Consider the following 17,928-nt stretch of genomic DNA (forward strand, 5'->3'; position numbering starts at 1 on the left):
GTTTTTGCGAAAAAAATTATAAAATATATCTAGCTAAAATTTTTTGAAAGAAGGTTGAAAGATGATTGCAGATAAATTGATTATTCTTCCGGGACTTTTAACGGCAATAGTATTTCATGAATTTGCCCATGGGTTTGTTGCTTATAAGCTGGGAGATCCTACTGCAAAGAATGCAGGAAGGCTGACTTTAAATCCCTTTAAACACATAGATTTGATAGGATTTATTTTTTTAATGGTTTTTAGATTCGGATGGGCAAAGCCTGTGCCTATTAATCCTAACTATTTTAAAAACAGAAAAAAGGATACCATTTTAGTTTCCGCCGCAGGCCCCATAATTAATTTTATTATTGCTCTATTTTTTTCTTTAATTGTATCTATGGATATCATCCATAATAATTTAATTTTGAATATTGTTATTATTACGATATGGTATAATATTATGCTGGGGTTGTTTAATCTTTTGCCTCTTCCTCCTTTGGACGGTTCCAAAGTTTTAGCAAGCATGCTTCCAGATAAATACGAATATTATTTTTATAAATATGAGAAGTATTTATATATAATACTCCTTTTGCTGATAGTAACCGGATTAATAGATAAAATATTAAGTCCTTTAATTAATATTGTACTTAATATTATGGTAAAAATAATAAACTGAAGAGGTTATTTATATGCAGGAATATAAAGTTGTTTTGGAAAGATTTGAAGGCCCTCTTGATTTGTTAATTCATCTTATTGATAATGCTAAAGTGAGTATATATGATATACCTATTAAGGAGATAACCGACCAGTATATCGAATATTTGAATAAAATTAAAATATTTGATTTGGAGGCTGCTAGCGAATTTTTAATTATGGCTTCCACTTTATTAGAAATTAAATCAAAGATGCTCCTTCCGGCTAATGATAAGAATAAAGGTACCCAGATGGAAATGGAAGAAGTTGACCCGAGGTTGGAACTTGTACAGAAACTGGTAGAATATAAAAAATATAAAGAAGTTTCATCTCAGCTTAAATATTATGAGGAAATTCAAAATAAGGTATATTATAAGTTAAAAGATGATTTGAATGACTTTGAAGAGGGAAAAGACAAGATTGATGAATTGAATATTGATGATTTGGTTCAGGCTTTAAATAATATAATCAAAAGAAAAAACAGGAAGAAGAATAAGATTTTAAACATTAATGAAATACAGAGAGAAGAGCTTCCTTTAGAGGAATGTATAAAAAAAATAAGAGGGGAATTGCAGAAAAAAAGTAAAATCAAATTTAGCTTTCTCATAAAAGATGATGCAAGCAATTCTTATATAGTTACAAAATTCTTAGCTATCCTTGAAATGACAAAGTCAAAGGAAATAAAAATCAAGCAAAATGAAGATTTTTCAGATATACTTATTATGAAAATATAGGATTATGGGGGATAAAGTTTATGGAAATATCTGATATAAAGTCAATAATCGAGGGCCTTTTATTTACATGGGGGGATCCTCTGAATATAAAAGATATATCTAATATTTTGGAAATGAAAGAAGAAGAGGTAAAAAAGATACTTAAAGAGATGACGGATGAGTTTAATTATAATAAAAGAGGAATAAAAATTGTTAAAACAGAAGATTATTATCAGTTGAGCAGCAGATCGGAGCATTATCCTTGGATTAAAAAGTTGTACATGCCTAAAGAAAATAAAAGCTTATCCGGAGCATCAATGGAAACCTTATCCATAATTGCCTATAGACAACCTATCACCAAAAATGAAATAGAAGCTATAAGAGGGGTTAGATGTGATAAAGCAATAGAAAATTTGTTGGAAAAGGATTTAATTGAGGAGAAAGGGAGGCTTGAGAAGACCGGAAGGCCTATATTATACGGAACGACTATAGAATTTTTAAAACATATTGGAATAAGTGATTTAAGTGAACTTCCAAAAATAGAAGAATTTAAAGAAGATGATACAGAGGAAAAATAATACGGTTAATGTATTATTTTTCTTTTTTTATGGGAAAGATAGGTAGTAATCGGTAATTCCGTAAGGGGTGAAGAAATGTTTTGGAGGTTATTAATACTATTTGGATTTATTCTGGGGATATTGATTACACCTGTCAAGGTTAAAATTTTATATAAAAAAAATGATGAGAATGTTTTGGATATCAGAGTAATATTTTTATGGGGATTGATTAATATTCCTCTAAATAAATATTTTAAAAACAGAAAAAAGGATACCGCACATTATAAAAATAAGGGAGAAGAAATATTAAACACATTAAAAAAATCTAAAAAAAATTTTAATATATACAAAAAAAAATTTTTAAAATACAGAGAAAAGATTCTTATTGAAAAATTCAATTTTTTTATATCTTTGGGATTGGAAGATCCGGCAATGACGGGAATTTCTGTAGGATTTTTGTGGTGGATTGAAAGTATAATCTCAGGGTTTATTTTGGGCCACAATGATGTTAAAAACTTTAAAGTAAAGATAAATCCGGTATTTTATAAAAATCATTTTGAAGTATATCTTGACTGCATAATTAAATGCAAATTGGTTTATATTATTATTGGAAGTATTCATAGTTTTAAAATTAAAAAAGGTGGTGAATAATTTGCCTGAACATCCAATAGAAGGTTTAATGAAAACTACGATGTCAAGCTTAAAGGAAATGGTGGATGTAAATACAATAATAGGAGATCCTGTAAGTTCTGCAGATGGGCTTGTTATTATACCCATATCAAGGGTTTCTTTCGGATTTGCATCGGGAGGTTCGGAGTACAGTACTGGCAAAGATGTTAAAAATTCTTATGAAGATGAAGAAGGAAAATTTCCTTTTGGCGGAGGAAGCGGTGCAGGAGTATCGGTACAGCCTGTAGGCTTTATAGTAGTGGGAAATGAACAAATAAAATTGTTGCCGGTAGATGAAGGCAACAGTGCTTTAAACAATCTGTTCGATTTTATGGGTAAAGTAATCGATAATTTTCAAGGAATGAAAGACAAGGATAATAACAAAGATAATGATAAAGATAAAGAAAGTACAAACATTACTCAATGAGCAGAAATTTTCTGCTCTGTTGTTTTTATACAGGAGGGTAAAATTTGAAATTTAAAAAAATACTTACATTTATGATAATATTAATTTTTTTTGCTTTCAATTTTCCTGTCCATGGAGACGACCTTGAAAAAAGCCTCGAAATCAATGCTAAAAGTGCTATTCTGATGGATGAATATTCGGGCAGAATATTGTATTCACTTAATCCTTACGAGAAAACATCCATAGCCAGCACAACCAAAATAATGACCTGCCTTATAGCTTTGGAGAGAGGAAATATAAAAGATATGGTGAAGATTAGCGAAAATGCTGTAAGAACAGAAGGCTCAAGTATATATTTAAAAAAGGGAGAGAAGGTATCCTTAGAAGATTTGTTGTATGGTCTGATGTTAAGGTCTGGTAACGATGCGGCTGTCGCTATTGCCGAACATATAGGAGGCACAGAGAAAAATTTTGTTGATTTGATGAATAGAAAATCAGAGGAGTTAAATCTTACAAATACACATTTTTCAAATCCTCACGGTCTTGAAGATGAAAATCATTTCTCCAATGCCTATGATCTTGCTTTAATCACAAGGGAAGCATTTAAAAATGAAGAATTCAAGAAAATAGTAAGTGTCAAAACTTGGAAGGCAAACAGAGAAGATAACAATTACTTCTGTAATAAAAATAAAACCCTATGGGATTACGAAGATGGCAATGGAGTTAAAATAGGATATACAAAGAAGGCCGGAAGGTGTCTTGTTGCCAGTTCCAATAGAAACGGAATGCAACTGATTGCAGTAGTTTTAGACGATGGAAATTGGTTTGATGATGCTTATAAGCTGATGAGCTATGGATTTGAGAATTACTATTATTGCAATATATACGATAAAAATAAAATTATCGATAGTATAGATGTTGTTGACGGGGATAGAAAAAAAATAAATGTATCAACAAAAGAAAGTTTATATTATCCTATTAAAAAAGGAGAAGAAAAAGATATTAAGATATACGTGGAAACCGATAATAAAATTTATCCGCCTATATCCAAGGGAGCTCGGATAGGAAAGATAACCGTATATTTAGATGGAGAAGTAATATCGGTAAACGAACTGGTTTCTAAAAATACGGTGAGAAAACTTAGTTTTTTTGAAAAGATAAAAATGATCTTCACAGGATAAAAACACATCGCAAAAAGTGAAAAGTCTGTTTTTAACAGACTTTTCACTTTTTTTGTAACAAAAAATATTTATATCAATATTCTAATATTAAGTGGTTTTTAGGGGGGATAAATTTGAACAAATCTTTTGAATGTATAGATGCAGGAAGTATATATTGCCCTTGCAAATTGGCAGATACTAATAACTGCATATCTTGTTCCCATCTTAATGGGGGAGATTGCTGTGACTGCAGATGGAATGGAGTATGTATTTTATATGAATACTATATGAATGGGAAAAAAACAAAGCCTATGAGAAAAGAGTTCTCATGTAAAATAGATGAAAGGAATTTAATAAATGAGAACCTGATGTTATTAAAGATTGAAGGAAATGAAGATATGGCGGAAGAATTGAAAAACCCCGGAACATATGTATTTTTAAGAAATTATGAAGATGTTAATTACTATGATTCTCCCATGTCTGTAATGGATATATGTGAAAATAAGATAATTATTGTTTACCAGATAAGAGGGAATAAGACTAAAAGATTATCCCAGGGGGATAAGGTTATAATAAGGGGCCCTTATTGGAATGGGATATTGGGGGTAAAGAGTTTAAATAAGATATACAATTCAAATTGTCTCATTGCTGCAAGAGGTATTGGACAGTCATCTGTGGTTTTGGTTACAAAGTTTTTATCTGAGAGGAATAATAAAATCTATCTTTTGATAGACAAGGGAAATATCAATTCCATATATATAAAAGAATATATTGATAAATTAAATAATGTAGAAATAATAGAAAAGAATTTAATGGAAAATGAAGGGGAGAAATCAATTGATGAAATTTTTTCAAGGGATCATATAGCTTTGGTATTTAGCGCAGGGTCGGATATTTTACATCAAAGAGTATCAGATATTATAAAAAAATGTCCTAAAGATCTTAATTTTATGGTAACAAATAACAATATTTTATGCTGTGGAGAGGGAATATGCGGCTCCTGTGTTAAAAGGCTTAATTCGGGATATAAAGTGAGAGCTTGTAAAACTTCAATAAATCCTAAAGAAATATTTAAATAGGGGGTAACAATATTGAAAAAGGTAATAGTAATCGGGGGAGGTTGGGCAGGATGTGCAGCGAGCATTTCTGCCAGAAAAACAGGTGCTGAAGTATTATTGATAGAGAGAACCGACATGCTTGTAGGACTTGGTAACGTAGGGGGAATAATGAGGAATAACGGAAGATTTACAGCTCAGGAGGAAAATACGTTTTTGGGGGCAAAAGAACTTTTTAACATAACGGATAAACTTTCAATTCATAAAAATATTAATTTTCCCGGCCATCATCATGCTAATTTATATGATGTAACGAATATCGAATATGAGGTAAGAAAATTAGTAAAGAGTATGGGAATAAACGTATTGTTTAAAAGCAGAGCCATAGACGTAATAAAGGAAGGCAGTAAGATTAAAAACATAATATTGAATAATGATGAGATCGTTGAAGGAGATGTTTTCATAGATACGACAGGATCCACCGGACCTATGGGGAATTGCTTAAAATATGGAAATGGATGCGCTATGTGTATTTTAAGATGTCCTACCTTCGGACCGAGAATAAGTATCAGCGAGAAGGCAGGGGTGAAAGATATACGGGGATTGAGAAAAGACGGTTCCTTTGGTGCTTTCAGCGGGTCTTGCAAATTAAATAAGGATTCTCTCGGAAAAGACGTAAGAGAAGAACTTGAAAGAGAAGGTGTTGTGGTACTTCCCGTTCCCAAGGATGATATAAAATTAGATAAATTAGACAAAAAAGTGTGCCAGCAATATGCATTAAAAGAGTATGCTGAAAATATAGTACTATTGGATACTGGCCATGCGAAAATGATGACTTCTTATTATCCTTTGGAAGACTTAAGAAAAATTAAGGGACTGGAGAAAGTTAAATATATCGATCCTTATTCTGGAGGAATAGGAAATTCAATAAGATATCTGTCTATGGCTCCGAGATATAATACAATGCAGGTAAAGGGAATAGATAATCTTTTTTGTGGAGGAGAAAAATCCGGACTGTTTGTAGGACATACGGAAGCTATAACTACGGGGAGCCTTGCCGGTTATAACGGCGGAAGATATGCAAAAGGTCTTCCTCTTATAGAGCTTCCGAGAAATTTGGCAACGGGAGATATTATAGCTTACGAGAATGAAGCCATTGAGACAAAGGAAGGGTTAATGAGGAGATATACCTTCGCAGGAAGTATATATCTTGAAAGGATGAAGAATAAGGGCTTATATACCATTGATAGAGACGAAATCGGGAAAAGGGTTCGGGAATCAGGATTTTCAAATGTATATGAATAAAAGGAGTTTATATTTAAGCTTTAATAAATTAGGGGAAAAGGGATTTTCCTATGGGTTATAAAAAAGTATTTGAATTTATCGGTAAAGGGATTAAAATGTATATATAAACTAAGGAGGAAATATTATGAGATTGCAAAAATATTTGGCTTCCTGCGGAGTAGCTTCAAGAAGAAAATCCGAAGAATTAATAGGAGAGGGCAGAATCAAAGTCAACGATCGGATAATTAAAGAACAGGGTTTTATAGTTAATAAAGGGGATATAGTAAAATTCGACAATAAGATAGTACAAATAGAAGATAAAAAAGTGTATATTCTACTTAATAAACCTGTAGGGTATGTAACTACTGTAAAGGATCAATTCAGAAGGAAAAAGGTGATTGATTTGATACAGGGAATAGATGAAAGAATATATCCTGTGGGAAGACTTGATTATGATACTTCAGGATTGCTGCTTCTTACAAATGATGGAGATCTGGCATTTAAGATTACTCATCCCAGTTTTCATATAGATAAGACCTATATGGCAAAAGTGAAAGGTATTCCAAATGAAATGGAACTTAATGATTTCAGAAATGGTTTAAAAATTGACGGATATGTGACTTCCAAATCCGAGATACGAATATTGGAAAAGAATAAAAATACATCTCTCCTTGAAATAAAAATACATGAAGGCAAAAACAGGCAAATAAGAAAGATGTGCGATATGATAAATCATCCCGTTATGGAACTAAAGAGAATAGCTTTGGGAAATATAAAGTTAGGGAAATTAAAGACCGGAAAATGGAGAAATTTAAACAAAAACGAGATAGAGTATATTAAAAACATTTAACAATTGAGCATGTTTTCTTTATGCTCTTTTTGTTTTATTATAGAATTAGGAGGAAAAATCAAAATGATAAAATTAACTTCGGTTAAGTCTAAAGAAGAGGAGAAGGCTGTTATTGAATTCTTAGAAAATTATTTTTTACGGAATAATTTTGATACAAATGGTTTAACTTATATGATGATAGAGGATAATAAACTCGTGGGAGTGTGCGGAGTTGACATAGAAGGATATTTTAACGAACTTAAATACGTTATTGTATCGGAAAAAAGAAGAGGATTAAATTATGGTGAAGCTCTTTTGAGAAGTGTAATGTTTAATATGGAGGATATGGGATATTTTCAAATCTTTTATCAGGATAAAAATGATTATCTTTTAAAAAAAGGATTTTCAGAGACCAATGAATCAAATGGAGAAAAGACTTTTTCTTTGAAATGTGATATACCATATATAATGAATAAAAAATGTTGTAACGGAGCTGGTAGTAATGGGATATAAATATTTAATAAATGCTGTGGTTACATACAGATATATGGTTGAACAAATACTTAAGGAAGGAGATACGGCTGTTGATTGCACCGTAGGAAATGGAAATGATACCGTATTGTTGGCAGAAAAGGTAGGTCCTAAAGGCAAAGTTTACGGATTTGATATTCAGAAAAAGGCTTTGGATATTACTTATAATAAATTGAAAGAAAGAAAATTGGAAGACAGAGTTATTCTTATCAATGATGATCATAAAAATTTAGGCAAATATATTAATAATATGGTAAAATTGGGTATATTTAATTTAGGATATCTTCCGAAAGGAGATAGAAGTATTGTTACAAGAAAGGAAACAACTCTACAGGGTATTTTACAACTATTGAATTTATTACAGAATAACGGAATGGCTTTTATAGCATCCTATACCGGTCATAGAGAAGGGTACATTGAAAATAAAGGTATAGAGGATTTTTTAAAAAAATTAAATCAGAAAAAATTTGGGGTAGTAAAATTTGATTTTATAAATCAAATAAATAATCCCCCGATTTTATATGAAATAGAGAAATTATAATATTTTTTTGGAGGGGTCTATTTGAAAAAAATAAAAATTACCGAAACAGCCTTTAGAGATGCACACCAATCTTTATTGGCAACAAGAATGAGAACTGATGAAATGCTTCCTATAGCTGATAAAATGGACAGAGTTGGATATTATGCCATGGAAGTATGGGGAGGAGCTACTTTTGATTCCTGCCTAAGGTTTTTGAATGAAGATCCTTGGGATAGGCTCAGAAAATTAAGAAAAGCTTTTAAGAATACTAAGCTTCAGATGCTACTAAGAGGACAAAATTTATTAGGATATAAAAATTATCCTGACGATATTGTTGAGGAGTTTGTAAAAAAATCTATAGAAAACGGAATAGACATAATAAGGATGTTTGACGCATTAAATGATATGAGAAATATTCAGAAAACTCTTGAAGCAACAAAAAAATACGGCGGTCATGCTCAAATTGCTATTTCCTATACTGTAAGCCCCGTACACAATATCGAATATTATGTACAACTGGCAAAAGAGATGGAGAATATGGGTGCCGATTCTATCTGCATTAAGGATATGTCGGGAATACTTCTTCCCTATGTGGCTGAAGAATTAATAAAAAAACTTAAAAAAGTAATAAAGATTCCTATAGAAATTCATTCCCATTTTACAAGCGGAATTGCAAACCAAACATATATGAAGGCCATAGAAGCAGGAGCAGATATAATAGATACAGCTATTTCTCCTTTGGGAATGGGAGCAAGTCAGCCGGCGACAGAATCCATGGTATCTTCTTTAAAATATTCTCCTTACGATCCGGATTTAGATATGGATTTACTTATGGAAATTGCGGAATATTTCAAAGGATTAAAGGATAAATATATTAAGGAAGGTTTATTAAAGCCTAAAATTTTTGATATCGATGCAAGGACATTGAAATATCAGGTTCCGGGAGGAATGCTGTCAAATTTATTATCTCAGCTTGAATATCAGGGAGCTTCGGATAAATTTGAAGATGTATTGGAAGAGATACCTAAAGTAAGAGAAGATTTAGGATATCCTCCGTTGGTTACCCCAATGAGTCAGATGGTAGGAACTCAAGCTCTTTCTAATGTATTGATGGGTGAAAGATATAAACTTGTTTCAAAGGAGATAAAAAACTATGTAAAGGGTTTATATGGAAAACCTACTGTCCCTATTAGGGAAGATATAAAGAAAAAAATAATAGGAGATGAAGAAGTATATACAGGCAGGCCTGCAGACCTTTTAAAGCCTCAGCTTGAACAATGTAAAAATGAAATTAAGGAATATATGGAACAGGATGAAGATGTCCTTTCCTATGCATTATTTCCTCAGGTAGCATTAAATTATTTTAAATACAGGCAAGCAAAAAAATATAAAATAGATTGTTCTTTGACAAATGAAGAATATAAAGTTTATCCCATATAAAAATAAAAAACCATAGGGTTCTTAAAAACCTTATGGTTTTTTATTTTTTGATAATGATGAAATAAAACTTGCAAAAATAAAAAAGGCTAATTAAAAATGAAATAAAACTTGCATTTGTGATGGGCTTTTGATATTATTTACTTAGACAAATTTATGCTAAGGGGGAAGAAATCTTGCAGCCAAAAGAAAAGATTTTGTATATTGACAAAAATTGGTGCAAAGGTTGTGGTATTTGTGTCAGTTTTTGTCCCAAAGATGTCTTGGAATTAAAAGATGAAAAAGTAAACATAAAAAATATAGATGCATGTATAAAATGTGGGCAGTGTGAGTTAAGATGCCCAGATTATGCAATTTATCTGGGAGGTAAATAAGATGAGAAATAACATTAAATTATTTCAGGGTAATGAGGCTTGCGTAGAAGGTGCTATTGCTGCAGGAATGCGTTTTTATGCAGGGTATCCTATAACTCCGTCGACGGAAATAGCGGAGGAGTCCTCTGTGAAATTGCCAAGGGTAGGGGGAAAGTTTCTTCAGACAGAAGATGAAATTTCGGCTATGGCCGCTATAATAGGAGCTTCTCTTACAGGAATGAAGTCCATGACTGCCACAAGCGGTCCGGGATTTTCACTGAAGCAGGAGAATATTGGCTATGCGGCTATGGCTGAAGTACCCTGTGTAATTGTGGATGTTCAAAGAGAAGGTCCGAGTACGGGACTTCCTACATCACCATCTCAAGGGGATGTAATGCAATCGAGATGGGGTACTCATGGAGATCATCCTATAATAGTTATATCTCCTTCTTCGGTGAGAGAAGTTTTTGATTTAACTGTCAGAGCCTTTAATCTTTCAGAAAAATATAGAACGCCTGTTATATTGTTAATGGATGAAATTGTAGCTCATATGAGGGAAGGTATTGAAATTCCAAAAATGGAAGATTTAATGATTATCAATCGTAAAAAACCTAAAGCCGGAGATAAAAATTATTTGCCTTATCATGTAGAAGAAGGAGAGCTGGTTCCTCCTATGGCATCTTTCGGTGAAGGCTTTAGATTTAATGTTACGGGCCTTGTGCACACCGAATCCGGATTTACGACAAATAGTACTGAAGTGGCCGAGTCTCTTTGTACAAGACTTATGAAAAAAATCGAAGATAATGTAGATGATATTATAACTTATGATGAATTATATACAGAAGATGCGCAAACCATAGTAATAGCTTATGGCGGAACGGCAAGAAGTGCTAAAAGTGCAATAAAACAGGCAAGAAAAGATGGCCTTAAAGTCGGAATGTTCAGACCTATAACTATCTGGCCTTTCCCGGAGAAAGAAGTTAAAAGAATTGCAAAGCAAGTTAAAAATATAATTGTAGTTGAGCTTAATCATGGGCAATTGGTTTTGGAAGTTGAAAGAGTTGTAAAGAACGAATCAAATGTTTTTTCTTTAGGAAAATTTAATGGTGATATCATTACCCCTGAAGAGATACTTTCTAAGATTAAGGAGGTAATATAATATGGCAAGTCCATTAGTTGAAAAATATTTAAGAATGGAGAATTTACCCCATATATGGTGTCCGGGATGTGGCCATGGAATATTAATGAGGGCTGTTATACAAGCAATAGATGATTTGGATTTGGATAAAAATAAAGTATGTGTCGTGTCAGGAATAGGTTGCTCTTCGAGGGCTGTAGGATATATGGATTTTAATACTCTCCATACTACTCACGGCAGGGCGTTGGCTTTTGCAACAGGAGTAAAGTTAGCCAATCCTGAACTGAAAGTTATCGTGATCTCAGGAGACGGAGATGCTGTAGCAATCGGAGGAAATCATTTAATTCATGCGGCAAGAAGAAATATTGATATCACAACAATTGTGTTTAATAATAATATTTACGGAATGACCGGAGGGCAGTATTCTCCGACTACACCAAAGGGTGAACGCGGCACTACGGCTGTTTATGGTACTGTTGACAAAGCTTTTGATATTCCGCAGCTTGCCATAGGGGCAGGAGCTACATATGTAGCCAGAAGTACTGTTTATCATGCTAAACAATTAATCACATTTATAGAAAAGGGTATTCAGAATAAAGGGTTTTCTTTAATAGAAGGTGTCAGTGTATGTCCTACTTATTATGGAAGGAAAAATAAAAAAGGATCCGCCGTGAAGATGATTGAATGGTTAAGGGATAATGCTGTTAGTATAAAAGCTGCTGAGACTTCTTCTCCGGAAAATCTTCAGGGAAAATTTTTAATCGGAGAATTTAAAAATACTACAGAGCCGGAATACACTGAAGAATATCAAAAAATAATAGATATGTTTGTAAAATAAATTTGAAGGAGAGAATTAATTATGAGTAATCGATTGGAACTAAGGCTGACGGGTTCGGGAGGGCAGGGGCTTATCTTAGGTGGAATTATTTTAGCCGAAGGGGCAATAATGGAAGGTAAGAATGCTATTCAATCTCAGTCTTATGGACCTGAAGCCAGAGGCGGATCCAGCAAAGCTGAGGTAATTATAAGTGATGAAGAAATAGACTTTCCAAAGGTTAGAAGAACAAATTTATTATTGGCATTAAATCAAAAATCTTGTGATAAATATATTAATTCATTGGATGAAGAGGGAATATTACTTATAGATTCAACTGTAAATGTTCCGGATACCAATAGAGCCAAAAAAATTGTTAAAGTTCCTATATTGGAAACTGCGAGGGAAGTAATAGGCAAACCAATGGTAGCTAATATTGTTGCGATTGGTGCAATTAACGGCATTTTGGATATTGTGCCAAAAAAAATTCTTGAATCTGCCGTTTTAGATAGAGTTCCAAAGGGAACGGAAGAATTAAATAAACTTGCTTTAAAAAAGGGATATGAATTAGTCGAGAATTGTAATAGAAATAAATTAAATTAATAAGAAATATGAGGATACTATAATGAAAAAAAATTTGGATTTAATTAAAACACTTCAGCAGAATTATCGTACCTTTAGTAAAGGACAAAAAATAATAGCTGAATATATAATGGAAAATTACGACAAGGCTGCTTTTATGACCGCTTCTAAGCTCGGGAAAAGCGTTAATGTAAGTGAATCTACTGTAGTAAGATTTGCAAACACCTTAGGATATGAAGGATATAGAGATTTGCAAAAAGAATTACAGGATTTAATTAAAAATAAACTCACTACAGTTCAAAGGATTTCTTTAAATGATGATTTTTCTGACAGACAAAATTCTTTGAAAAAGATCCTTAAAAAGGATATAGAAAGTATAAATAAAATAATAGATGAAATTGACTATGATGCTTTTGAGAAAGCTGCTGATGAAATACGAAAAGCAAGAATAGTTTATGTCCTGGGATTAAGGAGTTCATCATTTTTGGCCGAATATTTAGGATTCTATTTGAATTTTATAATAGACAATGTAAAGGTAGTGAACTTAGGTCCTAATGATATCTTTGAACAGTTAATGAAAGTTACTGACAAGGATTTGGTTATTGTTATAAGTTATCCGAGATATTCAAAGAGAACATTGGAGGCATTGAGATATGTTAAAGAAAGGAATTGTGATATTATATCTATAACCGACAGCTTAATTTCTCCTGCAGCCCAAATTTCTGACATAACATTAGCAGCCAGAAACAGTATGGTATCCTTTGTGGATTCTTTAGTAGCTCCCATGAGTTTAATAAATGCGTTAATTATAGCGACGGGTTTCGAAAACGAAAAGGATATAATTCGGAAGTTTGGAGATTTGGAGGACATATGGAATAAATACAACATTTACGATAAAAATAATCCTAATCATTAGGATTATTTTTATACCTATAAATATCATAACAAATCTTATCATAAATGATAAATTGAAAAAAAAACAACATCTGATATAATAAAATATATAAAAAAACAAACAAATAAACTGGAGGACAAAAATGAAAAAAATATTCTTAGTTCGTCACGGAGAATCTGAATGGAACAAATTAAAAATGATACAAGGGCAAAGTGATTTACCATTGACTGATTTGGGAAGAAGTCAAGCAGGTAAGATTGCTAAAAGGCTTAAAAGCGAAAAAATTGATATAATCTATTCCAGTGATTTAAAAAGAGCTGTTGAAACAGCTCAGATTATTGGCAAGGAATTAAATTTAAATGTGTCTCCCGATAAAAGGTTAAGAGAAATTGATTTTGGACCATGGGAAGGTAAAAAAAACAAGGATATTCTCTTAAAATATCCTAAGGAATATACAACATGGTTACAGAAGTCATACAAATTTAAAATTGACGGAGCAGAAACACTAATGGAAGTACAGAATAGAACTATGAGCTTTGTAAATGAGACATTGGATAAGAATCCTGATAAAAATATATTAATAGTTTCTCATAATGTTGCTATTAAAAGTATGATATTAGGAATTTTAAATATAGATATTGTTAGTTATAACAATATATCCTTAGATAATGTAAGTTTAACAATAATTGAATTTGGGGATTATAATAAAATATTAAAATTATTAAATGATACATGCCATTTAAGGGAGGATTAATAGATGGCCGAAACCGTAGGAGTTATTGGCGGAGGTCCTGCCGGAATAATAGCAGCAGGAACGGCTGCCTCTAACGGAAGAAAAGTTACTCTAATAGAAAAGAATAATAAGATAGGAAAAAAATTATATATTACCGGAAAGGGAAGATGTAATATAACAAATAGTTCTCCTATAGAAGATTTTTTTGATAATATTGTGACTAATTATCAATTTTTATATAGTGCCCTATATAGTTTTACAAATACTGATATATTAAATTTATTAAGTAAATATGGACTTAAAGTTAAAGTTGAAAGAGGAAACAGAGTATTTCCCCTTTCGGATAAATCAAGTGATGTAATTAAAACATTTGAAAAGTTTTTAAAGGACAATGGAGTAGAAATATTATTTAATTTTGAGGTTAGAAATATATCAAAAAAAGGTAATAAGTTTATGATAATGGGGAAAAATGGAGAAAAATTATTTTTTGACAAAATAATAATATGTACTGGGGGCAAATCTTATCCTTCTACCGGTTCCACAGGAGACGGATATAATTTCGCTCAAAATTTGGGGCATAGGATTATACCTTTGAAACCGTCCCTTGTACCTTTTGAAACTGTTGAGAGCTGGGTAAAGGATCTCCAAGGGTTAACTCTTAAAAATGTCAGATTATCTGCTTATTCGGACGGAAAAAAAATATATGAAGATTTTGGAGAGATGCTTTTTACTCATTTCGGCATTTCGGGACCAATAGTATTAACAATGAGTAATTACATAAATAAATATGATGGTAAAAGAATTGATTTAAAGATTGATTTAAAGCCGGCTTTATCAATAGATAAACTTGATGAAAGAATACTGAGGGATTTTGATTTATATAAAAATAAACATATATCAAATGGGTTAAAAGATCTACTTCCTAAGAAGATGATACCCATAATATTGAGATTGTCTAAAATTGATGAAGAAAAATTTATAAATCAAATAACCAAGGAAGAAAGAAATAATATCGTAGATTTAATAAAAAGCGTTCCCTTAACATTTAAAAAATTTAGGCCCCTTGAGGAAGCTATTGTAACATCAGGCGGAGTATCAACGCTGGAAATAAATTCTTCCACAATGGAATCAAAGATTTTAAAGGGATTATTTTTTGCTGGAGAAATTATAGATATAGATGGATTGACAGGAGGATATAATCTCCAAATAGCATATTCCACAGGGTATCTGGCAGGAAAAAACTGTTAACATAAAAGTTTTAGTACATTATTGCTTATTTATATGCATACAATATATAAGTATGAGCAATATTATATTAAAGGGGTAAAATTAGGTTGCCGGGGGGCTTTTATATGGACTTATTCAACAAGATGGAAAAATTCGTATTGTTTCTGTCAATTGTTTTTTTCGCTTTTACTATATTGATTCAGGTTTTAAATTTAAAAGGTGAGGATTCAATTTTTACATCTCAATTTACTAACAAAGCTAAATTCATTTCCATTAATGATATTAATGAGGAACAAAAAGGAACGTTAATAATTAAATTGTTGGATGAAGAATATTATGATGTTAAAATATTGGTAAACGGAGATACTGTTTCTGATTTTTCAAAAAATAATGAAATAGAACTCAGTGTATTTAACAATGACCTGATTGAAGTTGATGGAAGTAAGTATATAGATAACATTAGAGTTAAAGTAGTAGGAATTAGCAAAAATATTGAATCTCCGAGTTTAAATACATCCGCTACTACAAATCAAAGCATTGAAATTATAGGCAAAGTCGTATTAAAATAGCTTGTTAGATTTACATATTTAATATATAATAAAAAAGAAAGTTATATTGCATATAAACGTTTATATGCAAATTATACATGTAAAAGGATGTGCGATATTCGTGGGTATTGTTACTATAAGAGGAGCTACAACGACAAATAATAATCAAAAAGACATTCTGCTTGCTGCAAAAGAATTATTGGAGGAAATACGGGGAAAAAATAAATTGGATAAGAAAGGAGTAATAAGCATATTGTTTTCCGCAACTCAAGATTTGGATTCAGTATATCCTGCCAGAGCTGCAAGAGAATTAGGTTATACTAAGTGTGGACTTATGTGTTTCAACGAAATGAAGGTTATAGGAAGTTTAAATAAATGTATAAGACTCATGATTCTATATAATGGGAATTTAAGTCAGGATGAAGTAAAACATGTGTATTTAAGAGATGCTGTAGTATTGAGACCGGATTTAGTTAAATAAAGGCATTACTCAACCACCACAGGTGGTTATAATTTTGTATAATATGAGGAGGAATTTTTAAGCATAATGAATAAAAGAATTACTATTGCTATAGATGGACCTGCCGGTGCCGGGAAAAGTACTATAGGTAAAATAATAGCTCAGAAAATAAATGCTGATTATATAGATACAGGAGCTATGTATAGAGCTCTTACTCTTAAATTGATAGAAAATAATATAGATTTGAATGATACATATTCATTATTAAAAGAACTGAACAACACTTCTATTGATTTTAGAAATGGTCATATATATTTGGATAAAAAGATAGTAGACAAGCAGATAAGAGAAAATATTGTAAGCCAGAATGTATCTGATGTTGCTAAAATAAAAGAAGTAAGAGAAGAATTAGTTAAAATACAACAAAATATAGCTTCACAAAAAAGTGTGGTAATGGATGGAAGGGATATTGGAACAGTGGTATTACCTAATGCTGATTTTAAATTTTTTGTCATTGCTTCTATCCATGAAAGAGCAAAAAGAAGATTTGAAGACTTGGTTAAAGCGGGGGAAAAGAACTTAACTATAGAAGAAGTGGAAGATCAAATTTCAAGAAGGGATAAAATAGATAGTACCAGGGAAAAATCTCCTCTCACTAAGAGTGATGATGCATATGAAATCGATACTACCAATAAATCCATAAATGAAAGTGTAGATGAAATTTTAAAAATAATTGAAGGGAGGTAGAAAATGGTTTTCTATAGATGTACTCAATTTATAGGTAATATTTTAGTGAGAATACTATTCAGAGTAAAAGTAATAGGAAAAGATAATATACCCAAAAATGGCAGAATAATAGTATGCGCTAATCATGAAAGTCTTCTGGACCCAGTAATTATTGGGATATTATTTCCAAGACCTATACATTTTATGGCCAAAAAGGAATTATTCAAAAACAAATTTTTAAATATAATAATTACAGCTTTAGGAGCCTTTCCTGTTAATAGAAAATCCGCTGATCTATCAGCTATAAGAACTTCTATAGATATACTAAGAAAAGAGAAAGTTTTAGGTATTTTCCCGGAAGGGAAAAGAATCATTGAAGAAAATATTGAAAATGCGAAACCTGGAATTGCATTAATTACTATTAAAGCAAAGTCCCCTATTGTACCAGTTCTTATACAATCAAAATATAAGATTTTCAGTAAATTAACCATTAAAATTGGTTCCCCGATATATTTTAATGAATATTATGGGAAAAAACTTTCTACAGATGAATATAGAGTGTTAAGTAAGGAAGTAATGAAAAATATATATTCTTTGAAGAATAATTGGGAGGAATAGA

The 17,928-nt window shown here is 31.5% G+C and carries 23 protein-coding genes; all 23 read left to right on the forward strand.

The window, feature by feature from the left end:
• Positions 1-61: 61 nt before the first annotated feature.
• The 23 genes from PP176A_RS01330 (at position 62) to PP176A_RS01440 (ending at position 17,927) form a co-directional block, all read left to right on the forward strand.
• A complete protein-coding gene (locus PP176A_RS01330; protein ID WP_071138644.1) occupies positions 62-655 on the forward strand; it encodes a site-2 protease family protein in 594 nt (197 codons plus the stop codon).
• 13 nt (positions 656-668) lie between these two features.
• A complete protein-coding gene (locus tag PP176A_RS01335) occupies positions 669-1,406 on the forward strand; it encodes a segregation and condensation protein A (protein WP_071138645.1) in 738 nt (245 codons plus the stop codon).
• Between the two features lie 20 nt (positions 1,407-1,426).
• Entirely contained in the window at positions 1,427-1,963 is a 537-nt protein-coding gene (gene scpB, locus PP176A_RS01340; protein ID WP_071138646.1) for an SMC-Scp complex subunit ScpB, read from the forward strand.
• A gap of 75 nt (positions 1,964-2,038) precedes the next feature.
• Entirely contained in the window at positions 2,039-2,593 is a 555-nt protein-coding gene (locus PP176A_RS01345) for a DUF2953 domain-containing protein (RefSeq protein ID WP_071138647.1), read from the forward strand.
• A gap of 1 nt (position 2,594) precedes the next feature.
• Complete coding sequence (gene ytfJ, locus PP176A_RS01350) at positions 2,595-3,038, forward strand: GerW family sporulation protein (protein ID WP_071138648.1); 444 nt, start codon at positions 2,595-2,597, stop codon at positions 3,036-3,038.
• A 44-nt stretch (positions 3,039-3,082) separates the two neighbouring features.
• Complete coding sequence (locus PP176A_RS01355; protein ID WP_143037624.1) at positions 3,083-4,198, forward strand: D-alanyl-D-alanine carboxypeptidase family protein; 1,116 nt, start codon at positions 3,083-3,085, stop codon at positions 4,196-4,198.
• 113 nt (positions 4,199-4,311) lie between these two features.
• Entirely contained in the window at positions 4,312-5,256 is a 945-nt protein-coding gene (locus PP176A_RS01360; protein WP_071138649.1) for a sulfide/dihydroorotate dehydrogenase-like FAD/NAD-binding protein, read from the forward strand.
• Between the two features lie 12 nt (positions 5,257-5,268).
• Positions 5,269-6,537, forward strand: a complete 1,269-nt coding sequence (locus PP176A_RS16470; RefSeq protein ID WP_071138650.1) for an FAD-dependent oxidoreductase — start codon at positions 5,269-5,271, stop codon at positions 6,535-6,537.
• A 124-nt stretch (positions 6,538-6,661) separates the two neighbouring features.
• On the forward strand, positions 6,662-7,366 hold the full coding sequence (locus PP176A_RS01370; RefSeq protein WP_200795937.1) for a pseudouridine synthase: 705 nt from the start codon (positions 6,662-6,664) through the stop codon (positions 7,364-7,366).
• Positions 7,367-7,429: 63 nt separating this feature from the next.
• Positions 7,430-7,858 carry a GNAT family N-acetyltransferase gene (locus PP176A_RS01375; protein WP_071138652.1) on the forward strand — a complete coding sequence of 143 codons (429 nt, stop codon included), beginning with the start codon at positions 7,430-7,432 and terminating at the stop codon, positions 7,856-7,858.
• On the forward strand, positions 7,848-8,417 hold the full coding sequence (locus PP176A_RS01380; protein WP_071138653.1) for a tRNA (mnm(5)s(2)U34)-methyltransferase: 570 nt from the start codon (positions 7,848-7,850) through the stop codon (positions 8,415-8,417). The genes PP176A_RS01375 and PP176A_RS01380 overlap by 11 nt, the downstream gene beginning before the upstream one ends.
• A 21-nt stretch (positions 8,418-8,438) precedes the next feature.
• Positions 8,439-9,836, forward strand: a complete 1,398-nt coding sequence (locus PP176A_RS01385; RefSeq protein ID WP_071138654.1) for an oxaloacetate decarboxylase subunit alpha — start codon at positions 8,439-8,441, stop codon at positions 9,834-9,836.
• Positions 9,837-10,009: 173 nt separating this feature from the next.
• Positions 10,010-10,207, forward strand: a complete 198-nt coding sequence (locus tag PP176A_RS01390) for a 4Fe-4S binding protein (RefSeq protein WP_071138655.1) — start codon at positions 10,010-10,012, stop codon at positions 10,205-10,207.
• 1 nt (position 10,208) lies between these two features.
• A complete protein-coding gene (locus PP176A_RS01395) occupies positions 10,209-11,345 on the forward strand; it encodes a 2-oxoacid:acceptor oxidoreductase subunit alpha (protein WP_071138656.1) in 1,137 nt (378 codons plus the stop codon).
• Position 11,346: 1 nt separating this feature from the next.
• Positions 11,347-12,162, forward strand: coding sequence for a 2-oxoacid:ferredoxin oxidoreductase subunit beta (locus PP176A_RS01400; protein ID WP_071138657.1), 816 nt, complete (start codon positions 11,347-11,349; stop codon positions 12,160-12,162).
• Positions 12,163-12,183: 21 nt separating this feature from the next.
• Positions 12,184-12,741 carry a 2-oxoacid:acceptor oxidoreductase family protein gene (locus PP176A_RS01405; protein WP_071138658.1) on the forward strand — a complete coding sequence of 186 codons (558 nt, stop codon included), beginning with the start codon at positions 12,184-12,186 and terminating at the stop codon, positions 12,739-12,741.
• 22 nt (positions 12,742-12,763) lie between these two features.
• Complete coding sequence (locus PP176A_RS01410) at positions 12,764-13,636, forward strand: MurR/RpiR family transcriptional regulator (protein ID WP_071138659.1); 873 nt, start codon at positions 12,764-12,766, stop codon at positions 13,634-13,636.
• Positions 13,637-13,757: 121 nt separating this feature from the next.
• Positions 13,758-14,369, forward strand: a complete 612-nt coding sequence (locus PP176A_RS01415) for a histidine phosphatase family protein (RefSeq protein WP_071138660.1) — start codon at positions 13,758-13,760, stop codon at positions 14,367-14,369.
• A 3-nt stretch (positions 14,370-14,372) separates the two neighbouring features.
• Positions 14,373-15,596, forward strand: a complete 1,224-nt coding sequence (locus tag PP176A_RS01420) for an NAD(P)/FAD-dependent oxidoreductase (RefSeq protein ID WP_071138661.1) — start codon at positions 14,373-14,375, stop codon at positions 15,594-15,596.
• A gap of 104 nt (positions 15,597-15,700) precedes the next feature.
• Positions 15,701-16,144 (forward strand): hypothetical protein, encoded by a 444-nt coding sequence (locus tag PP176A_RS01425; RefSeq protein WP_071138662.1) that lies wholly within the window; start codon positions 15,701-15,703, stop codon positions 16,142-16,144.
• 100 nt (positions 16,145-16,244) lie between these two features.
• Entirely contained in the window at positions 16,245-16,604 is a 360-nt protein-coding gene (aroH, locus tag PP176A_RS01430) for a chorismate mutase (protein WP_200795938.1), read from the forward strand.
• Positions 16,605-16,670: 66 nt separating this feature from the next.
• Entirely contained in the window at positions 16,671-17,330 is a 660-nt protein-coding gene (gene cmk, locus PP176A_RS01435; protein WP_071138663.1) for a (d)CMP kinase, read from the forward strand.
• Positions 17,331-17,333: 3 nt separating this feature from the next.
• On the forward strand, positions 17,334-17,927 hold the full coding sequence (locus tag PP176A_RS01440; RefSeq protein WP_071138664.1) for a lysophospholipid acyltransferase family protein: 594 nt from the start codon (positions 17,334-17,336) through the stop codon (positions 17,925-17,927).
• Position 17,928: the final 1 nt, after the last annotated feature.

It is taken from the genome of Sporanaerobacter sp. PP17-6a (assembly GCF_900095615.1).
Classification (GTDB): domain Bacteria; phylum Bacillota; class Clostridia; order Tissierellales; family Acidilutibacteraceae; genus Acidilutibacter; species Acidilutibacter cellobiosedens.

Bases quoted from the DNA above. Each gene is read 5' to 3' on its own strand.
- PP176A_RS01330 (WP_071138644.1), top strand. From the start codon at position 62: ATGATTGCAGATAAATTGATTATTCTTCCGGGACTTTTAACGGCAATA.
- PP176A_RS01335 (WP_071138645.1), top strand. From the start codon at position 669: ATGCAGGAATATAAAGTTGTTTTGGAAAGATTTGAAGGCCCTCTTGAT.
- scpB (WP_071138646.1), top strand. From the start codon at position 1,427: ATGGAAATATCTGATATAAAGTCAATAATCGAGGGCCTTTTATTTACA.
- PP176A_RS01345 (WP_071138647.1), top strand. From the start codon at position 2,039: ATGTTTTGGAGGTTATTAATACTATTTGGATTTATTCTGGGGATATTG.
- PP176A_RS01370 (WP_200795937.1), top strand. From the start codon at position 6,662: ATGAGATTGCAAAAATATTTGGCTTCCTGCGGAGTAGCTTCAAGAAGA.
- PP176A_RS01375 (WP_071138652.1), top strand. From the start codon at position 7,430: ATGATAAAATTAACTTCGGTTAAGTCTAAAGAAGAGGAGAAGGCTGTT.
- PP176A_RS01380 (WP_071138653.1), top strand. From the start codon at position 7,848: ATGGGATATAAATATTTAATAAATGCTGTGGTTACATACAGATATATG.
- PP176A_RS01395 (WP_071138656.1), top strand. From the start codon at position 10,209: ATGAGAAATAACATTAAATTATTTCAGGGTAATGAGGCTTGCGTAGAA.
- PP176A_RS01400 (WP_071138657.1), top strand. From the start codon at position 11,347: ATGGCAAGTCCATTAGTTGAAAAATATTTAAGAATGGAGAATTTACCC.
- PP176A_RS01405 (WP_071138658.1), top strand. From the start codon at position 12,184: ATGAGTAATCGATTGGAACTAAGGCTGACGGGTTCGGGAGGGCAGGGG.
- PP176A_RS01410 (WP_071138659.1), top strand. From the start codon at position 12,764: ATGAAAAAAAATTTGGATTTAATTAAAACACTTCAGCAGAATTATCGT.
- PP176A_RS01415 (WP_071138660.1), top strand. From the start codon at position 13,758: ATGAAAAAAATATTCTTAGTTCGTCACGGAGAATCTGAATGGAACAAA.
- PP176A_RS01420 (WP_071138661.1), top strand. From the start codon at position 14,373: ATGGCCGAAACCGTAGGAGTTATTGGCGGAGGTCCTGCCGGAATAATA.
- PP176A_RS01425 (WP_071138662.1), top strand. From the start codon at position 15,701: ATGGACTTATTCAACAAGATGGAAAAATTCGTATTGTTTCTGTCAATT.
- cmk (WP_071138663.1), top strand. From the start codon at position 16,671: ATGAATAAAAGAATTACTATTGCTATAGATGGACCTGCCGGTGCCGGG.
- PP176A_RS01440 (WP_071138664.1), top strand. From the start codon at position 17,334: ATGGTTTTCTATAGATGTACTCAATTTATAGGTAATATTTTAGTGAGA.